Genomic DNA, 19,789 nt, shown 5'->3' on the forward strand with positions numbered 1-19,789 from the left:
ATTATGACTAAAAACATTTATGGTGAGGTTTGTAAGGTAACTTTCGAATGGAGGTATTTTGATGACAACATTAATTATTGGTGCGCATGGCCACGTCGGCCAGCACATTGTGGAACAACTCGCAGCGACTGGCGAAACTGTCTACGGCGGTATTCGCAAGCCCGAACAGGCTGACGCCATCACAAAACTAGGTGGCCAAGTCCGCGATGTTAATTTGATGGGCACCGTTGAAGACCTACTGCCAGCCATGAAAGACGTTGACACGGTTATCTTCTCCGCTGGTTCTGGTGGTAGTACCGGTGATGACATGACTATCAATATTGATTTAGATGGGGCCATCAAGGCGATGATTGCAACTGAAAAAGCCGATATCAAACGGTTTATCATCGTCAGTGCAATGGGGACTGACGACCGCTCCTTCTGGGACAAGTCGGGTATTCGTCCTTACTACGTGGCCAAGTACTACGCCGACCAGTGGTTACGCCATCGGACTGCTCTGGACTACACGATTGTCCGGCCAGGAATTTTAACCAACGACGCCCCAACTGGCAAAATCACAACTGATTCTGCTGCTAGCGAAAACAAGAAAATTAGTCGGGCGGACGTTGCAGCCACGGTGGTTGCCATCGTTCAACACCCACAACCAAAGCAAATTATCGAAATGGTTAATGGCAATGACCCCATTGCTGACGTCATTAAGTAATTGAATCCATTGCCGCCTTCGGTGACTACGTATGAATTCGATTTACTTATAACCACAAATAATAGCAACTAAACTATTGAGAGGAAAATACCGAAAACGCGGTATTTTCCTCTCTATTTTTGTATATTACCAAGGCATACTTAAGCATAATTTATTGTGCACAATTGATATCATTAAAGTATGCTAAAATAAGCTGAGTAAGCGCTACGCGACAACCTAAACACATCCCTCACCTAACCAGCGACTACGACCCGCTGCCAATCATTCTGTTTAGCTTGTCATCGTCGTTGTAGTCGCCGGGTGCTAGGGTGGAGCTGGCTGTGTCGACGGTGTTGGTCAGCGTCTTTCAGCTGACCTACAGCGTGGGACGAGCTTAGAGACTCTCGTGAACTTCGGGAGGCTCTAAGTCGAGGTGCAAGACCGCCTCTCAGGCTTGCACCGTTCCCCACAGCAGGCTCCACCCTGGCAGCCGGCGGCGGACACTTAAGCACCAAACAAAAAAATCAGCAACGGTCCCGCCGCTGCTGGTCAGATAGCTTCTATTCTGGTTGGTTGGCATCAAGCTGACAAGCTGACAAGTTAGCATCGTTGGCAATGCCACTTACTTCAGCTGGCTGTCCGTGTGGCGGTTATCCAGGTTCAACGCACTGGCATCGACTACCGTCTGTACTTGACTGGAAATGGCTTTGGTGGTTACCCGCTTCAAGTGAATTTTAGTTGGCTGAATCTCGGCGTTGGGCCGGGAACCAATTTCAACGGTCGTGTCCACGTCTAGCCGTGGCGTGGCCACCGTCGCCGTTGAGGTGGTTGCTGCTGAGGCCCCCGCCGAGGTTGCCAATAAAGTCGTTACTGTCATTGCCCCGAGCATTACTTTAGTCATCATTGATTTAATAGTCATGTTCACCACTCCTTGGTTTGATTGTCTGATTGCTTTCGATGTATTAGTTATACCATCCGGAGTGGGGGCAAATCTTGAGCCTACTTTAAGCTTAAAATATGAATTTCTTATTTTCGAAAACCTTTTTTATGATACTATGCCACTAAAGCCCGTCAAATAAAGGAGTCAGACCATTTATGAAGAATACAATTTTACTCGTTGAGGACGAAGAAGGCCTTGCCAGCTACGTTGCTAAAGAACTCACCTTCGAAGATTTTGACGTGCTGACCGCCAACGATGGTGAAGCCGCCTGGGAAACCTACCAGCAGGAAAAAGATAAAATACTCTTAGTCCTCCTTGATTGGATGCTCCCTAAGATGGACGGGATGGAAGTCCTCCGCAGAATTCGCAAGCACGACGACCTCCCCGTCATTATGATGACAGCCCGCGACTATCTCGGTGATAAAGTTACGGGGCTGGATAATGGAGCCGACGATTATATTACGAAACCATTTGAAATTGAAGAACTACTCGCTCGGATTCGGGTGATTCAACGACGAACTGCCCACCAGAGTGGCCTAGATCAGACCTATCATCTTGGCGACCTCACCCTAGTCACTAAGACCCGCCAGGTCGACCGCGCTGGTGATACCATTCAACTGACCCAGCGGGAATACGACCTGCTTCTCTTCTTAATGCAACATCCGGGTCAAGTTTTCACCCGCGACGAGCTCCTCGACAACGTCTGGGGAGTCGACTTCTTAGGCCAACAAAACGTGGTCGACGTCTACATTGGTTACCTCAGAAATAAAATTGACGTAGCAGGTACTCCTAATTTATTCCATACCATTCGGGGCGTCGGCTACAGTCTAAAGGAAGATGATCGTGATGCGCACTAACTCTCAGCCACGAACGTACGAAGATATTATCCGTCACTCTGTCACCAGTCTCCTGATGACCATTGGCCTAATCATAGTGCTCACAGTCAGCGTCACCCTAACCGTTGACCAACTTCTCCGTGCCCAGAATCAGGCGCAACAGCTGAGCACTAGTCTACAAACGACTCAGGTCAGTAACTTCAAAGACTGGCTTATGGTCAACAAAGGCAGTGGTCTGAACTCACAGAACACCTTTGTTCTCGTTAAGAATGCTAAGGGAGAGACCACTTCCCTGTTACCCCACACTGCCGCGCTGGCTAAGGCCAATACCTGGTCAGTGCCGTTTACCCACCTGGTGTACATCAAGGGCTGGGGACTCTATTTCTCGGAAACGTTAAAGACTAGCTCGCAAACCTACTTTCTCTTCATTGGAATGCACGTACTAGTGGGCAACCTTCACGTTTTAATCGCTGTGCTGATTATCGCCATTGGCCTGAGCCTACTGATTGGCCTACTCTACGTTCGGCGTTTAGCCAAACGTCTGAGTGCCCCCACCATCGCCCTCGCCAATGCAGCCCAACAAGCGGCAGCCACTCCTGAACTCACCCAGCCAGAGTTACCTCAGCCGCAGGAACCGGTCGAAGTGGCCCAGTTGGCTCGCGACTTCAACCAGTTATTAACTGCTCAAAATGGTCGCTTAGAACGGGAGCGTCAGTTTATCTCCGACGCCTCGCACGAACTCAGAACGCCTATTGCCACGATTCGCGGCAACATTAAACTCATTGAGCGGCGGGGTGATAAGCATCCCGAGGTCATCCCCGAATCAATTGGGTTCATCGACCAAGAGTCACTGCGAATGCAACATTTGATTGAAAACTTGCTACACTTGTCGCGCGCTGATAGAGCGACAATCACCCTCCAACCACTCGATTTGGCCGAGCTAATCACCAGCGTAGTCAATCACTATCAACCCTTGATCTCACAACCAATCACGTTAGCCGTTCCGGACCATCCCGCACTGGCGTTAGGCAATGTCGACATGCTCCACCAAGTATTGACGGCCCTACTGGATAATGCCCACAAATATTCGCCCGCCGACCAACCTATTCAAGTAACCGTCACGCAACGGCCTGGTTTGGTCAGTCTGACGGTTGGCGACAACGGTCCGGGAATCCCCAAAGCCGAACGGGCTCACGTCTTTGAACGCTTCTACCGAGTCGATGCTTCCCGTTCCACTAAAATTGAAGGGAACGGCTTAGGCCTAGCCATCGTCTCCCAACTCGTCAAGCTCAACGAAGGCCACATCACCATCACAGACAACCAGCCCCACGGTGCACTATTTACCGTGACACTGAAGGACGCTAAGGAAAACTAAGAAATTCTCAGATAATCCTTAACGAAAATCGCTAGTTTCCTTCACGCTTTCTCGATATACTGGGTTCATAACTTGAAAGGAAGCGTGTAATATGCTGATTGATGACAACCCGAAAATTCACACGATTACTCCCGCCCGGATCACGAAGGTCTTCTACCCTTACGTCATTGCCAAAACGGAAGCCGGGCATTACGTCAACATTAACCTGAGTGATCAGGAACGTCAGGACCCCCTGTTCTGGGAGTCCATCGCCAACATTGCCAAAGCTAAACTTTGGGTTCCCATTGGCGAACGATTCCATCAGCTTCTCTCGTACGACTGGACTTATGCAGCCGAGTAATCTAACCACTAAATACAATTTAAAAGGCGCTAATTAAGCGCTTTTTACCAAAATCTTGAGGTCTGAGACTAATCGTCTTGGACTTCTTTTTTTTATGCAATCAGGGCCTGAGACAAAAGTCTCAAGCCCTGGTTGTGCCCCGACCGTAAATAATCGGAACGGGGAACAAATATTGACAGTTCACTGTCACCGCAACGAGTTACGTAGAATCTCTGCCTTTTTCCGAAGTTGCGCGCGAGTCTGGGTCAGCTGAATCTTCGTCGGTTTGGCAAGGTAGCCATCCAACGTCCCGCCTAGACTCGCTAGGCTAAACGCTAACAACCCCCACTCGTGAGCTGACCAGCCACTCCCTAGCAACAGTGCCAGCACAGCACTCAAGCCGAATAACCCGAGGTCGATCAACGCTGAGGGTCCCTGCCGACCGAAGCGATTGAAGTAAGGGTACTGCCACGTCCAGAAGCTGTCGATAATCAGGAAGGCCAACACCACGCCCGTCGTTAAGCGCAGCGCGTGGTGTTGTGCGACCACTGACGTACTCAATAAAATGACTAAAACCATCAGATACCAGAATGAATGAAACGCATACCGCCAGTCAAATTTCATGTCGTTCGCCTCACTTTCATCAGTCCGTTTGACCTTTTGTAAGTGAAGTTTAGCACGCGACACATCAATAAAAAATAGCGTTACTCTCCTAAGTTAGGACAGTAACGCTACCAACTTGATGCCAGCCTCAGTAATTACTGGACGGCAGTCGTTTTATTCACATTTAATCCAATGATCATGCATACCAGTGCCCCAAGGCTTGCCACTAATAAGACCAGCAACGCCCACTGTGAACCAGCCGCCGTCTTCACGAGCGTACTGCCCACACTTCCCGCCTGACTGGCACCAATGATGGCCGACACGATAGCCGTCCCCATGGCACCGGCAAACTGCTGCATGGCATTCATTAGCGCATTACCATCCGCCTTTAAGTTTCTGTCTAAACGCTTCAAGCCAGCGGTCATAATATTTCCAAATGCCAGACCAATGCCAACCATATAACCCACGTAGAGACCCAGAATTGCCAAAACGGACAGACTGCGGGCGAAGCTCATCATTACTGCCAGCATAATAGTGACCAGCGTCAAACCCAATAGAATTGGCCGTTTAGCACCAAAGCGGTCCAGAATTTGCCCGCCAACTGGTGAAAAAGCAGCCCCAATAACTGCCCCCGGCAAGACAACCAGACCCGCAATAAAGGCTGACTGTTGATTAACCAACTGGAGGTAATTTGGCAGGACAAATGACAGCCCCAGCGCCGTGATCTGTAGCAAGAAGAAAGCAGCCAAGTGCCAGGCAAACGCCGGATTAGTGACGGCTGCCAGCTGAATCAACGGGTGGGAACTCCGCTTAGAACGATTGACAAAGTACAGCAGGCCGAGAACTCCCAGTAGGAGCGCACCGCCCACCGACCAGCTGAGAAACGGTTGACTACTCAGCGAGCTAAAGCCAAAGATGAGACCACCAAATGTCACAATAACCCCCATCATGCTCAAGAAATCAAACCGCTCGTGCGTGGTCGGTACCACCTGTTGAATGGTCTTAATGCCCACAAAGAATGAAATCACTAAGAATGGCAGGAGAATCCAAAAAATATACCGCCAATTTAAATGTGTGACTAAAATTCCACCATACGTGGGGCCAATGGCTGGCCCAATTGCGGTAATCAGGGTACCAACTCCCGTCATCATGCCGATCCGGTTAAGCGGCACCTGTTCCAGAATAATGTTGAACATCAGGGGCAAGGCAATCCCCGTCCCAAATCCTTGAATGGCCCGTCCGGCCAATAGCCACGGAAAACTAGTTGCGCAAGCGTCTACAACCAGCCCCGTGATAAAGAGTAAATTAGCAACGATAAACAGCTGCTTTAGCTTAAAACGCCGCTTGAGGTACGAAGAAATTGGGACAATGCACGCGACAATCAGGAGATACAGGGTCGTCATCCACTGCACAGTCCCGGTCGTTACGTTAAACTGCCTCATTAAGGTCGGGAAGGTAATGTTCATCGCCGTCTCAACGATGACCCCACTCAGGGACATCAGGCCAGTTGCCAATACGGCACCTACGACCCGTGGATCAATTCTGTCTGTATTCGTCATTTTTAAAATTACTCCTCCTCTGATGTTGAATGATGCCACTGTGAAATTTGAATCAATGCGCGTTGAAAAGCCGCTGCCTCACTGGCTGATAATCCCGCGACCATCTTAGCATCGTGTTTCACCAGGTGCGCGGTGACGATGGGAACCAGTTCTTGCCCCTTCGCAGTCAGCTGTAACTGCCGTTTACGGCTATCCGTGTCGGCCACGACCCGCGTCACTAGGCCTCGCTCAACCATCCGTCTCACTAGCAGTGACGCCGTCGACCGTTGAACGTGAAACTCCCGTTCAACGTCCACCTGATAGGTCACCGCAGCCCCTCGTCGGCCGAGGTAGTCAATGACGGACATTTGCATCCCCGTGAGCCCATAGTCTCGCGCGAAGTCATTCATTTCTTGATTCATTTGGTGCTCGGCATCTCGCAGCCAAGCCCCTAGTCTTCGATTCGCCAAAATTTCCGCCTCCTGCTTTGTTAGTCAGCTAACAATTTTAACGTGCTTCTCGCCTAATTGCAAGTGCAAACTGGCAGCAACCAAAAAATCTCGGACTAGCCACCGGCCAATTCGAGATTTCTTTGATTGATAACGATTATTTTAATGACAAGTCGTCAGTTTATAAGTTGTCACCCTTAGCCCGTAACAGTGCGCCTAAGGAAGGTTGCTTGGCAACGTCGATGTTATTCGCTTCAGCGTAAGCCTTTACCGTATCCTCACCGTACAATTCAGGGTCCAGTGGCATGAAGGCCGTTCCAATCGGGTCGTCGTCCTTGATAACGGCGTTGACCACGATTGGCTTCTGGTTGCCTTGTGCTTGCAGGTCTTTAATTTGGTCAAAGACCTGTTCCACTTCAGCATTATTGGTGACCGTGAAGCCAATACCACCCAGACCTTCGGCAACCTTAGCCCAATCAGCATCAGTCAAGTCGACCCCGTACAAGTGTTGCTTTGTGTCGACCTGTTCTCTGTAAATAAATCCAAAGCGCCGGTTGCTGAAGACCACGTTGATCACTGGTAACTTATACCGGGCTTCCGTGATAATATCTGGTGCCACCATGGCGAAACCACCGTCACCTGAGAGTGACCACGCCTGAGCATCAGGAACACTCAACGCGCCAGCCAACCCAGCTGGCAGTCCGTAACCCATCGTGGCAAATAAACCAGACAACGCAAACCGTTGTTGCTTATCCATTGGTAGTCCACGAACAGCCCACTCGGAGACGTTCCCGGTATCGACACCGTACGTATCTTTAGGTCCCACCATTGAAGCAATCATTTTGGTAACTGCTTCAGGAGCCAGGCCCTTGCTGTCATCGGCAGCTTGCTGCGCCAACCAGGCATTCCAATTCTGTTTATTTTGCCGGTTAGCCGTCAACCAATCGGTTGCTGGCAACGTCTCACCCGTAGCAATCATAGCCTGCAGATAACTCTTCGCATCACTGAGAACGGCATAATCAACGGGAACCATTTTTCCAATATCAAACGAATTATTGTTAACTTGGATAATCTTGATGTTCTTTGGCCAGAACTGGGCAAATGGAAATTCGGAACCCAGGAAGAGAATCAAGTCAGTATGCTGTAAAGCTTCAAAACCAGACTTGGACCCTAAACGACCAAACGTCCCAATGGCGTTAGGATGGTCGGTAGGAATCACCCCCGTCGCTGGCACCGTGTTTAAGACTGGCACGTTGAATTGTTCACTGAACTTAACCAGTTCTGTTCTAGCCCCTAGCAGACCGCGACCCGCATAAACCAGCGGGTGCTTAGCTTGCTTCAACAACTTAAGTGTTTCCTGCACAGCGGTTGGGTCGATCACTTGGGTGTACGTGTTGGAAACAACGTTAGGTGTCTTGACTGGTTCGTAGTCAATTTCCTTAGCGGATAAATCTTCAGGGATGATGACGACCGCTGGCCCCTTTTGCCGGTAAGCTTCTCGAATGGCTTGGTTGACCATGTATGGCAGCTGTTCCGCCGTCGTGGCCGTCCGGTTGTACACCGCAACGTCACTAAACATAGATGTTTCATCCATTTCTTGAAAGTAATTCGTGTTCATCGTTGGCTGAGGAACTTGACCAACTAAAGCCAGCATTGGGACGTGATCCATTTTGGCATCGTAGAGACCATTGAACAAGTGCGTTGCACCAGGACCTGCTGACCCAAAGGCTACCCCAACTTTACCCGTGAACTTCGCATCAGCTGCTGCGGCCAGGGCGCCCACTTCTTCATGGCGTACCTGAATATAGTCGACCTTATCTTTTTCAAGGTACAACCCTTCAACCGTATGGTTAATTGAGCCACCAGGAATCCCGTAAATGTGGTCAACGTCCCATGCTTCTAAAACCTTTACTAATGCTTGTCCCGCAATCATTTTTGTCATGTTAATCGCGCTCCTTAGGTCAGGTGTCCTGGCAGTAAACAGTTCGTCGAGCACCCCAAAATTATTGATTGGTGTCATCATAGTCCCCTTCAACCGAGAATGCCAGTAATTGTGCTTACTTTTTGTTAGTGAATGCTTTCACGGATGAAAGCGGTTAACTCCTTTAGTAACCAGCATTCAGGTTCACCCCCGCTGTGAGGGACCCAACGACTGACTTTAACCAATTTATGCCAACCCAGCCCTCCCCATAAGAAGCATTCGCAGCGTAAAAAAGGGTTTGAGACAAAAGTCTCAAACCCTTTTTGTGCTCCGAACGTAAATAGTCGAAACGTGGGACAACAGGCAGTCAACTCCGCCTTTTGTCCCACTCTCTGTAAAACCTGAATCGGTTTTACAGAGCTAATCTTAGTATGTTTAGTTGCTATTTTATAGGAACAGCCGACTCTGCCCGCACAACATAAAACCACGTCTCTACCAGAAGTGACGATGGCGGAGCATCATGGCTACGAGACCCATGACCCCCAGCATCAGCAGTACCGTGAAGACCCAGGAAATGGCATCGTTCGCAAACGGCAATTTAACGTTCATCCCGTAAAAACCGGTAACAATCGTTGGAATCGTCAGAACCAGTGACCAAATCGTTAAGAACTTCATCGTGTCGTTCAGGTTATTGTTCAAGACGTTGTTAAACGTATTCGATATCCGGTCGACAACGTCCGCCTCAATCGCCGTCATTTCAGACGTTTGCCGTGCTTCAATCACGGCGTCCGCTAAGTGTTCATTGTTCTTGTCAGATAGCTGTTTCCCAAACGGCGTGCTATTTAAGTTCACGACCATCATAGCGTTATTTCGGGTAGCACTCACGAAGTACGCCAGACTCTGTTGTAGGTTCGACAGGGCAATTAAATCCTTGTTGTCTGGTGCCTTGTTCAGTTGCCGATCCAGCCGGTTCTGTTCGGCATTGATTTTACGAATCGGTGGAATAAATTGGTCAAATAGGATAAACATCCCAATCAACATAAATTCATTGGTATCCGAAATTTGTTGTAACTTTAGCCGTTCGGTCAACGTTTGGTTGACCCACTGCGTTCGCTTGGTGGTAATTGAAAAGACCTGATTACCCTTCAATAAAAACGTTACTGGCCGCGTGATATACCGCTGTGACACCTGATCAATCACTACGGGAACGTGTAGGACGAACAATTGCGTGTTCAAATACTCATCACGGTCATAGTGAGACCGTTCATTTTCATCGGTTACGTAGGTCAAAATCTCATCGGTCAATCCATAAGTCGTCTGCAAAGCGGTTCGGTCCTCTTCGCCTTCAACCATGGCCATGACCCATACCAGGTCCTGTTCCCCCGTCCCAATCTTTCTCTCGACAATCATTGGGGAATCCCCCTTCTCTCATTAAACAATTGCTTTAAGTGTACCACGAGCGACGGGGAAATTCTTCAAGATTATCCGAACGATGACCAACCGACGTACTTGACTAGTTATTCGACTCTAAACTGGCCGCATACGCCGTTTCCTGCTTGATGACTCGTTGACGTTCCTTCTCGTTATACCAGGGAGAAATTGTGAACGCCAACACGTCATTGGCCAGGTAAACGGAACTGTTAATGAACATAGCCAACGTTGCCGACCCCTGCCGAAAGGAAATGAACCACAGCACCATTTGTGCCAGTCCAGAGGCAATCCACCAAACGTATTGGTTGTTAAAGCGCAGGAAGCAGATGATGCCGGCCGCTAAACTAATAGCAAAACTGATAGCATCGACCCATGGCCGCGGATCGTCCGTGAAAGCACCAATTGCCCAACCCGAAAGCAGGTAGACTGCTACCGTCGAGACGATAGCAATGACCCAACTCCGCCCAGTAAATTTCCGAATTTTAGACGCCATGTTGACGTTCCAACTGGCACTGATCAACACGGGAATATCTAACGTTGCCACGTAGGCAATCTGTTCAAAGATACTCAAGTAATTCTTGGCAGCAAAACCGGTGACGATGAAACATAGCGCTGAGACGATCCCCAGAAAACCGTTAACGGACTTAGCTGCATTAATGGCTAAGACGCAGAGTACTCCCAACGTAGTCCCCACAAACGTGAGTAGCGTCAGTGGCGTAATAGGCGAACTAACTAAGGTCATCACCTGACACCCTAAGCTAAAGAAGAACAGATAGTAATTCTGTTGGGGCCACCCTTTAAGTTGGTGAGCCAGAAATTGAAAATAGTGAGTCATGCTGATGATCTCCCTCGTAATTTTAATTTACCATATCTGGTAGTTATCTCGCCGGCGAGGGGTGATTTAAATACAATATATTGTGGTGCTCGTTTTGAGCAACAGATTTGATTATAGCACTTTCATTTTGCCCTGCGGGACCCGTTTTATAATTTGTTTCATGCAATTTATCCTGGATTTAAGCGATTACATTCCCGCAGATTCGGCTGTGAAACAGTCTTTTTACTGAGATGATTATCCTCACACATTGCTCTGGTTGGGGTAAAATGTTCAAAATAAAAAAGATTAGTCGAGTACGACTAATCCTTTTAGCAAAAATATTTAAGTATTATTCTTCAGCCTCTGCTGGATCCTCTTTGCTAGTAACGGCCGCCAACATTTGCGTCAACTGCCCCACCGTCAAGGCACTTCCATTATTGTCCAGCTGAACACCACTCATGGTCTTAGCGGCTTCCCGCAGCGCATCTAAACAGGTGATTTCAAGCTGTTCACCATTAGACGTCAATGACAACGGCCGGACTCGCCGGTCAGAACTTTGATAACTTTGCACGACATAACCCCGCCGAATCAACTGAGAAATTCCCTGTGATACCGCGGCCCGTGAAATCCCCCGACTATCCGCCACAGTAGCGGACGTCAGCTTGCCTGGATTCTCTAAAATATGGTGCAAAATTGCGTACTGGTCCACCGAGATCCCCATGGTCCGTTGGAAGCGCGTAGCTGCCTTTTCTAATTCTCTTTTCAACTCCATGAAAGACTCAAAGAAGCTTTCTGCATGTACGACCTTACTCTTTACCATAGTATTCATCATATCCTTATCTTCACTTACTAACCCTGAATATAATTAACATGATTAGCAATACGCAAAATGGTTGACCCCATAGAAATATCTATATAATTAATAATAAAGAACAACCTTACAAAAATCAAGCACTATTCGCTGATTTGTAAAAAAGTTTACGGTATAAAAAAGGAACCGAAGATTTGTTCTCGGCCCCATACGTTTCATTCTAACTTTCGTAGGTGGTAGAGTCGGGCTTCCCACGGCTGAATCTGTGGCTCATCGGAGTCCGCATCCACAGCCATATTGGTCAAAATCAACTCACTGGTGTTCAGGTCAAACTCCTGTGTCGTCGCAATCTGATTACTCATGTTGACGACTACCAACCAGTTATCGCCATTCAGAGTCCGCCGATAAACGTACAGCTGATCATCCTGAGTATCAATCAGCTCGTAGCGCCCCGTTGTCAGGGTCGGAACGGATTTCTTCAGTCGAATTAACTGCTGGTAGAAGTTTAAAACACCATGTGGGTCGTGCCGTTCCTGTTCCACGTTTAAGCCACCCGACCCCAATCCCATATCAATCCAAGGGGCGTGGTCGGAGAAGCCACCATACTGCGCGTGCGTCCAAGATATGGGGGTCCGGGCATTGTCCCGGCTCTTCATGGCTAAGTTTTGAAGAACCGTTGACGACGGCACCCCGGCAGCCGTCTGCTGCTGGTAGAACAGCCGACTGTCTAAATCCCGGTACTGACTTGCTTGGGTGAACGCAGCGTTGGCCATCCCTAGTTCCTGTCCCTGATAAATGAAGGGAGTCCCCTTCATCAGGAAGTACCAGAGCGCCAAGGCTTTGGCGGAACGCCACTGGTAGTCCGTGGCGTTGCCGTAGTATGAAACAGCACGAGGTAAATCATGATTTTCAATGAACAAGGCGTTCCAACCGATACCCTCTAGACCAAGCTGCCACTTCGACAGGGTCTCGCGTAACGCGGCAACTGGAAGCTTGGGTTCAGCCTTTTCCCAGAAATGCACATGATCAAATTCCAAAAGTAAGTCGAAGTATCCCGTCTGTGGGTTCAACCAGCGTTGGGCGGTCGCCATATCAATCCCGCCGGCTTCCCCAATGACGAAGGCGTTATTTCGTTGTAGCACGGGCTTTAAAGCAGAAAGGAAGGCGTCCGTTCCGGCAACATCTCCTGTGTAACCGGTCCGTGGGCGACCAACATTGGCAAAATCTTGCCGCTTCTTCAGATGCATGACACCATCTAACCGAAAACCGTCAACACCACGGTCCGCCCACCATTGGATGGTGGCGCCCATTTCTTGACGAACGGCCGGATTTTCCCAATTTAAGTCAGGTTGCCCTTCAGCAAACGTGTGGAGGTATGCCGCCTGTGCTTCGGCGCTGTACGTCCACGCAGAACCGCCAAAGACGGATTCCCAATTGTTGGGCGCAACACCTGGCTGGGTATCTCGCCAAATGTAGTAATCGTGATAGGGACTGGTGACATCCGTCAAAGCTGCTTGGAACCAGGGATGCTGGCTGGACGTGTGATTCAGCGCCAAGTCGATAACCACTTTGATATCAGCAGCGTGAAAAGCCTCAACCAAACGAGTAAAATCGTTGATGGTTCCGAATTGGGGGGCAACAGCCCGGTAATCCGTCACGTCGTAGCCATTATCCACGTCACCAGATGGGTAAAATGAGGACAACCAGACAAAATCAACACCCAGTTCCCTTAGGTAGTCGATTTTTGTTTGGATGCCGGGAAGGTCGCCCACCCCATCGTGGTTACTATCAAAAAAACTTTGCGGGTAAATCTGGTACCCTACCGCGTGTTGCCACCATTGTGCGTCAGCCATTCCCGTCTTCCTTTCGTTGCTCGTTCTGCAACCGGTTGTCCCTCTTCATATTCGGGGATTGCATTCGCTTACAATTGTAACAATAATTATCTTATTTGTCGGCCGATTTGGCAAATTTATTGCTCACAACTAATTGAGAAGTTAAATATTACGACCATTATTAATTGCGGTGAGCGCTGATAATGCGGTAGCAATTGACCAAAATATATTTCTGAAGAGTAGTTGCTAGCTCACGCTTTAGTCAACCCACAAATATAAAAGGCTAGCAGAAATCAGTCTACTAGCCTAGAGATAAAATCCCATCAAAATTGTATTAATATTAACGAAACAGTTACCGGAGAAAAGCAGGATTTCTATCCTGCCTTTCGTCGGCCCACACCATTCGCAAGTTTAATCGATTTTACGCTTAGGGTTTAAGAGGTTCATTGGGTCGAACAATGTCTTGACCTGGTGCTGTAACATATCCACAGTTTCACCAAGTTCAGGATTGTTCCACTGGTTCTTCAACATCCCCACGGCATGTTCACCGGAAATAGTGCCACCCAGTTCCAACGTCTTCCAGAAGGTCTGCCGTAAGGCCTCAATAACCACTTCAGGAACCTCGTCTTCGTCCTTGGACCAAGTAAAGGTTGGGTGCACGTTCCCGTCACCAGCGTGACCGGCCGTGTAGATCTTAATTCCCAACTTCTTGCCCAATTCCTGAAGATAATCCATCATTGGCGCCAGCTTAGACAGCGGCATTGCCATATCTTCCATCAAGTGATTGTTGCCGGAGAAGACGGCTGGTAACATATCCTGCCGGAGCTTTTCCAGAGCAGCCTGTTCGTCAGGATCGGTCGTCACCTGAACGTGTTGCCCATTGTACTTAGCCAGCAAATCGTTCAGAACACCAACGCTTTCGTCACTGCTACCATCCAACCGGAAAATTAACATGGAGCCACTATTTTCAGCGTAATGTGTGCCTTCGAAGCGGTCCAGCGCGATAACCGTATTTCCATCTAGGGCTTCCAGCATCGTTGGGTAAACCCCCGACATCCGAATGGCTGAAACACCCTTTGCCAAGGCACTCATGTCATCGAAGAAGGCCACTCCCATGACAGACTTGCCCAGTGGAATTGGCATTAGCTTAACTGTGACTTCAAAAACGATTCCTAAGGTCCCTTCAGATCCCACGAAGAGTTGCGTCAGGTCATACCCGAAAGCCTGTTTCAACGTCCGGCCACCAAGTTTCACAACGCGACCATCTGCTAAGACGGCTTTCAAGCCTAAAACGTTGTCCTTAGTTGCACCAAACCGCACAGTACTCATCCCACCAGCATTGGTTGAAACGTTCCCACCGATAGATGAAAATGGCTTAGAGCCTGGATCTGGTGCGTAGAACAAGCCCTCTTTACGAGCAGCCTTATCCAAATCACCGTTAACGACCCCGGGTTGAACAACAGCCACGGAATCTTCCTTGCTGAGTTCCAGAATCTGGTTCATCTTACGCGTCGACAGAATGATGGCCCCATCGATTCCGTCAGAGCCAATCACCGTGCTACTAAATGTCGTTTGTGGAATGACCGCAATGTGAAATTTTCGAGCTGCCCGTAAGACACCCTGAATGTCCTCAACACTGGCAACTTCCACAAATGCCCGTGCCAGTCCAGTCTCTCCACCCGAGGCGTTGGGGTTGAAGGATTGCTTCTTCAACGTTGCCTCGTCGGTGTGAACCGTTCCGTCCTTGACCTGGTCTTGGAGGTAACTCAAAATATCTTCGTCAGAGTATGCACTAAATACTGTCATGGTACCGGCCTTCTTTTCTCAAAATTAAGTTTGCACGATCAGTGTAACACGTAATTTTTAAAAGTACAGGCTAAGTACTTTCAATCCGCGAGTCCGAACCAACTGGAGCGACCATTTTATCCAACTCTGGCTGCACTGATTTCATTGTGAATAATAAATAACATTGAAAGATACACTATCTAAGCTCAACCAACCCCGATAGGACCCAACGACTGACACAGTCACGCCCATTCTATAGCCACCGGCCAACGGCGCCTCTGGCTGGCAGAGATGGGGTCGGCTGTGTCGGTGGTCTTAGCTCGATGATTTTATCGAGGTTAGAACACGGGACGAGCTTGGAAACTCGGTGGTTTTCCGAGGTTTCAAGTCGAGGAGTAAGACCGCCCTTTGGCTTGCTCCGGTCCCCACAGCAGTCGCCGTCCCTGCCAGCCAGAGGCCTCCTATTAAATAAAAAAGGGCAACAAAAAAGGGCCCAAGCGCTGTCTTGGGTCCTTTCGTGAAAACTAATCGCTTATCAAATGATGTAGTTTTTTAAAGACGTATCAAATAAGCATTATTGATGCTCACGAGATTATCATACGCCTCAATTTATCAAAGTTCAATAATTTTTATCTTAACGAATGTATAACTATTTTGTGAAAATTAACACGAAATCGGATAAATCTTACTAGTTAATTTATCCGATTTTACCTGAATTTGCAAGAAAAAGCACCGGGAAACTCTCGCAGTAGTTATCCGGCGATTCCTTTAGGCTAGCTCTACAAACTGTTTATTCTCTAACCGAAATTGGTGGTCACACTGACTGGCAACGTCTGGCTCGTGGGTCACGATAATGACACATTTACCTTGCTCATGTGCAATCTTTTGGAACTGTTGAATGACTTCTTTCGTATTATCTTCGTCTAAATTTCCGGTCGGTTCATCAGCCACGACCAGTTTTGCATCGCAACACATCGTCCGCGCAATAGCCACCCGTTGTTGCTGGCCTCCCGAGAGGTGTTGGACGTTGCGTTCGGCTAAATCAGTACTAATACCCAAGTCGCTTAACACCTGCCGGGCATAGGCTTTATCACCGGCGTGCGCCGCGTCCGTAATCGCCATCGCCGTGAGCAAGTTATTTAACGGCGACATATAGGTAAAGAGGTTGTAGGCCTGAAATACAATGGAGACATCGTGGCGGCGAAAGTTGGTCAAGCCAATCTGTTTCAGAGAACGCTCATTTAATTTAATATCCCCCTCCTTGGGCTGGTCCAACCCAGCAATCAACGATAGAAACGTCGTCTTTCCTGATCCAGAATGACCAAGAATGGCGTAGGACTGACCAGCATCAAATTCCAGATCAATCCCTTGAAACAGTGGCTGGTCCTTATCCTGATACCAGTAACCCAAACCTTCTGTTTTTAACATATGCATTCCTCCTTAAGAAATCAAAACTTTCTTCGGCTCTAGTCGGAGGATTCCGCCAGAAGCAATCATGATCGATAGGAACGTAATGGCTAAGCCAAAACCACCCAGTTCAGCCAGGTTAACGGCGCTCACTGTCACCGCTATTTTCATGTCAGTTGCCTGCTTAGCCATTTGGCCAGTACTACCAGGACCACCACTGCCACCATTGCCGCTAGGTTCGCCACCGCCAGGTTGACCGGTACCGCTACTTGTTGTCTGCGTGGTGGTTGCACTCTGCGAGACTAACTGAGACCCTAACTGGTTGCCGACAAACTTGCCACCAACACCGGCAATTGCCACTGCCACCACAATAACCATCAGCATTTCCGTAAAGAATTGGGCAATAATCTTCCACCGAGCTTCACCTAGAGACAGCAACACGCCAATTTCAAAGCGACGTTCCCGAATCGTTAAGATGACGATCAGTGCCAGAATAATGGTTCCCGCGATGGCTACCAACCAAACGATTTTATTGGCAAATCCTTCTACGTTGTCCATGGATGCCTTAACCGTTTGGTAGCTTGCATCGTCAGTACTCAGCGAATACTTGCTGGTATTGATCAACTTCTTACCCGCGGTCTTGACGCTGCTGACCTTAGCGGGATTGCTGACATTAAAGGTCACGGAGTCAGCTGTGCCGGCATACTTACTGCCCTTAAAGGTGTTGGCCAAGGTGTACGACGTGTACATTGTGTTGGCCGGGTCCGTGCTCATTGGACTGGCGTTACTGGAACTCGTAGAACTGGCCTTGTAGATTCCAACGACTTTTAATTTGACCTTATCCTTGTCGCCAGTGGCTTCCTTAACGGTAAGCGTATCGCCCACCGTCAAATTATTCTGACTCGCTAAGTCCTTTTCGACCACAACGTTGTTCGTATTCTTATCCGCCGCAGTAATACCCCGGCCCTTGGTAATTTTGCTCTGTTTGTTGCTAAAACCAGTGGTCAAGCTCGTTGCCGTGACCCCGTCGATTTGCGTGTCACCCGTGCTAGTCGCCGACTTCATGCCACCAGGACCGCCGCTGTTACTACTCCCCATCCCCGTGCTTGTGGAAACAGTCTCGTAGGAACTGGCATTAACTGAGGTACTACTTGTGACGCTGTAACTACTGATATTGCTAAGCTGAGCCACCTTAACTGCATCACTCAGCTTCACTGGTGTCAGTGTCATCTTGGGTCGGCTTGACTTACTGCTGGTCGTACGACTCTGCATTTTCTTAAAAGCTGCCTGCCGGTTCGCCGACAACGTGACAGTCGCACCGACGTCCGCCTTTGCTTGACTGGTCGCCTTGACCGCCGCACTTCGAATCAATAATCCTGCCAAGACAAACATTAAGATGGCGGATGAGACTAGGATCAGTAAAACTGACCGCCCCTTCTTCGCCCACACGTTTAACCAGGCCCGTTTGAAAAAATTCATTGGGGTCGCCTCCATTTCATAACATGTCGTTGATTATGGCAAACCGGACTTGTCGGAAACTTAAAGTTGCGACCAACGCCACGTAAATTAAGCAATTCGCCAGTAACAAAAAAGCGACGAACCCCCGCGGGTCCGCCGTTTGACAGATGCTTTTGAATTTATAGTGTCATTAATAAATCGTTAAGGCTCAAACTCGTCTGGCGGTAAAACATCCGGATAAAGCGACGAGAATTCCTGATACCAGGTGAAGCCAGTCGTGGCCAATACCTTGAGGACCGCAAAACCAGGCACACCGAAAATCACACCAACTAATCCGAACATCTTACCGGCTGCCAGTAACACGAAAACAATGGTAATGGGATGCATTGCCAAGCTATTCCCCATGATTAGCGGCGATAGGACTTGAGTTTCCAAGACCCATTCGATCAGATAGACGATGACCACACCCAATAGCATCGACGGGCTAGTGACCACCCCGATAATCAGTGCTGGCACCAACGCAATGGCCGACCCGAAGTACGGAATCAAGTTTAACGGCCCTGCTAATAATCCAATCAACAGTGCGTAACGAAGACCAATAATGGAATACCCCGTTGTAAAGATGATCATGACACACAACGCCACGGTCAGTTGCCCGCGCACGTAAGAACTAACCTTCACGTTCATCTGGTCTAACATCACGATGAATCGGTCACGGTAAGCGGTTGGGACGACCTGACTCACAAATTTAGGGAACCGGGAACCGTCCTTCAACATGAAGAATAGAACCAACGGTGCCGTGATAATCGTAATGATCCAATCAGAAACCGTGGTGACCACGTTCCCCAAAGAGCTCAGAGTCCCTGTCAACAGGTTCAAGCCCCGCTTAGAGAAGTAGGTGGTCACCCGTTCGTTGATATCAGCCAGATTTTTAGTCGACAACCAGTGGTGTTCCTGGTTCAAATGATTGATATTGCGCAGCATATCGTTGGCAAACTGAGGTAACGCCCCAATCGCCCCGGCGGTTTGTCGGGCTAAGAACGGAATCAGATTTAGAAAAATCAGGACAATGACGGCCGCTGTGAGGACCATCGCCGTAGCAATGGCGACCCCCTGCCGCATGTGCCAGTGCCGCTCCATGAAGTGAACGAACGGGTCTAACACGTAGAACAGGATTCCCGCCACCACAATGGCTGGCATGGCAATGCCGATAAACTTCCACAGCGGATCAAGTAGTCCCGCGTTCTGAACGATTTCATTGATTACCAATAAGAATAGAAAAATATTTAATAGCAGAATCGTAATATGATTGTTTAAAAATCGCTTATAGAACCAGGAGAATCCCGATTCAGGCTGACGCAAATTATTCAATGCGACCCCTCCCATAAGTTTGCATAGCTTTAGTTTAAGGCTGGTTGGGGCTGGTGACCAGTCTTTTTTAAAGTTGGACTTAATTGTCTCCAACAATTAAGTCATTTCATAAGGCAAATTCTATAATTAATCCGAACAGAAATTAAAAAGCCCAAAGCAATCACTTACAATGGTAGTAGCTAATTCCAACCAATATAGGGAGTGATTACTTTGGGTA

General features: G+C 48.6%; 17 protein-coding genes. 4 read left to right on the forward strand and 13 right to left on the reverse strand.

The window, feature by feature from the left end:
• The first annotated feature begins 61 nt into the window (after window positions 1-61).
• Window positions 62-703: an SDR family oxidoreductase gene (locus EKM75_RS11120; RefSeq protein WP_125694603.1), complete on the forward strand. Its 642-nt coding sequence runs from the start codon at window positions 62-64 to the stop codon at window positions 701-703.
• 601 nt (window positions 704-1,304) lie between these two features.
• On the opposite strand, the gene EKM75_RS11125 is transcribed toward EKM75_RS11120, so the two are convergent.
• On the reverse strand, window positions 1,305-1,601 hold the full coding sequence (locus EKM75_RS11125) for a hypothetical protein (protein WP_125694605.1): 297 nt from the start codon (window positions 1,599-1,601) through the stop codon (window positions 1,305-1,307).
• A 176-nt stretch (window positions 1,602-1,777) separates the two neighbouring features.
• Between EKM75_RS11125 and EKM75_RS11130 the strand changes: the two genes are divergently transcribed.
• The 3 genes from EKM75_RS11130 (at window position 1,778) to EKM75_RS11140 (ending at window position 4,173) form a co-directional block, all read left to right on the forward strand.
• Window positions 1,778-2,479, forward strand: coding sequence for a response regulator transcription factor (locus EKM75_RS11130; protein ID WP_125694607.1), 702 nt, complete (start codon window positions 1,778-1,780; stop codon window positions 2,477-2,479).
• Window positions 2,469-3,833 (forward strand): sensor histidine kinase, encoded by a 1,365-nt coding sequence (locus tag EKM75_RS11135; protein WP_125694633.1) that lies wholly within the window; start codon window positions 2,469-2,471, stop codon window positions 3,831-3,833. Before EKM75_RS11130 ends, EKM75_RS11135 begins: the two co-directional genes overlap by 11 nt.
• A gap of 91 nt (window positions 3,834-3,924) precedes the next feature.
• Entirely contained in the window at window positions 3,925-4,173 is a 249-nt protein-coding gene (locus EKM75_RS11140; protein WP_125681546.1) for a hypothetical protein, read from the forward strand.
• A gap of 186 nt (window positions 4,174-4,359) precedes the next feature.
• Here the strand turns inward: EKM75_RS11140 and EKM75_RS11145 are convergent, their stop codons facing one another.
• The 12 genes from EKM75_RS11145 to EKM75_RS11200 all read right to left on the reverse strand — a co-directional run bounded on the left by EKM75_RS11145 (window position 4,360) and on the right by EKM75_RS11200 (window position 19,572).
• Window positions 4,360-4,776 carry a hypothetical protein gene (locus tag EKM75_RS11145; RefSeq protein ID WP_125694609.1) on the reverse strand — a complete coding sequence of 139 codons (417 nt, stop codon included), beginning with the start codon at window positions 4,774-4,776 and terminating at the stop codon, window positions 4,360-4,362.
• A gap of 134 nt (window positions 4,777-4,910) precedes the next feature.
• Entirely contained in the window at window positions 4,911-6,314 is a 1,404-nt protein-coding gene (locus EKM75_RS11150) for an MFS transporter (RefSeq protein ID WP_125694611.1), read from the reverse strand.
• A gap of 8 nt (window positions 6,315-6,322) precedes the next feature.
• The gene (locus tag EKM75_RS11155; RefSeq protein ID WP_125694613.1) at window positions 6,323-6,763 is read right to left on the reverse strand and encodes a MarR family winged helix-turn-helix transcriptional regulator; all 441 of its coding nucleotides are present in this window, start codon (window positions 6,761-6,763) and stop codon (window positions 6,323-6,325) included.
• 160 nt (window positions 6,764-6,923) lie between these two features.
• A complete protein-coding gene (locus tag EKM75_RS11160; protein WP_125694615.1) occupies window positions 6,924-8,684 on the reverse strand; it encodes a thiamine pyrophosphate-binding protein in 1,761 nt (586 codons plus the stop codon).
• A 471-nt stretch (window positions 8,685-9,155) separates the two neighbouring features.
• Window positions 9,156-10,073 carry a magnesium transporter CorA family protein gene (locus EKM75_RS11165; RefSeq protein WP_125694617.1) on the reverse strand — a complete coding sequence of 306 codons (918 nt, stop codon included), beginning with the start codon at window positions 10,071-10,073 and terminating at the stop codon, window positions 9,156-9,158.
• A 103-nt stretch (window positions 10,074-10,176) separates the two neighbouring features.
• Complete coding sequence (gene pnuC, locus EKM75_RS11170) at window positions 10,177-10,929, reverse strand: nicotinamide riboside transporter PnuC (protein ID WP_164508791.1); 753 nt, start codon at window positions 10,927-10,929, stop codon at window positions 10,177-10,179.
• A gap of 328 nt (window positions 10,930-11,257) precedes the next feature.
• Window positions 11,258-11,680 (reverse strand): MarR family winged helix-turn-helix transcriptional regulator, encoded by a 423-nt coding sequence (locus EKM75_RS11175; RefSeq protein ID WP_125694620.1) that lies wholly within the window; start codon window positions 11,678-11,680, stop codon window positions 11,258-11,260.
• 254 nt (window positions 11,681-11,934) lie between these two features.
• Window positions 11,935-13,572 carry a glycoside hydrolase family 13 protein gene (locus tag EKM75_RS11180; RefSeq protein WP_125694623.1) on the reverse strand — a complete coding sequence of 546 codons (1,638 nt, stop codon included), beginning with the start codon at window positions 13,570-13,572 and terminating at the stop codon, window positions 11,935-11,937.
• 390 nt (window positions 13,573-13,962) lie between these two features.
• On the reverse strand, window positions 13,963-15,357 hold the full coding sequence (locus EKM75_RS11185; RefSeq protein ID WP_125694625.1) for an FAD-binding oxidoreductase: 1,395 nt from the start codon (window positions 15,355-15,357) through the stop codon (window positions 13,963-13,965).
• A 747-nt stretch (window positions 15,358-16,104) separates the two neighbouring features.
• Window positions 16,105-16,764, reverse strand: coding sequence for an ABC transporter ATP-binding protein (locus EKM75_RS11190; protein ID WP_125694627.1), 660 nt, complete (start codon window positions 16,762-16,764; stop codon window positions 16,105-16,107).
• 12 nt (window positions 16,765-16,776) lie between these two features.
• Complete coding sequence (locus EKM75_RS11195) at window positions 16,777-18,222, reverse strand: ABC transporter permease (protein WP_125694629.1); 1,446 nt, start codon at window positions 18,220-18,222, stop codon at window positions 16,777-16,779.
• A gap of 180 nt (window positions 18,223-18,402) precedes the next feature.
• Complete coding sequence (locus tag EKM75_RS11200) at window positions 18,403-19,572, reverse strand: AI-2E family transporter (RefSeq protein WP_125694631.1); 1,170 nt, start codon at window positions 19,570-19,572, stop codon at window positions 18,403-18,405.
• Window positions 19,573-19,789 lie beyond the last annotated feature (217 nt).

The sequence above is a fragment of the Levilactobacillus tongjiangensis genome (assembly GCF_003946345.1).
Lineage (GTDB): Bacteria > Bacillota > Bacilli > Lactobacillales > Lactobacillaceae > Levilactobacillus > Levilactobacillus tongjiangensis.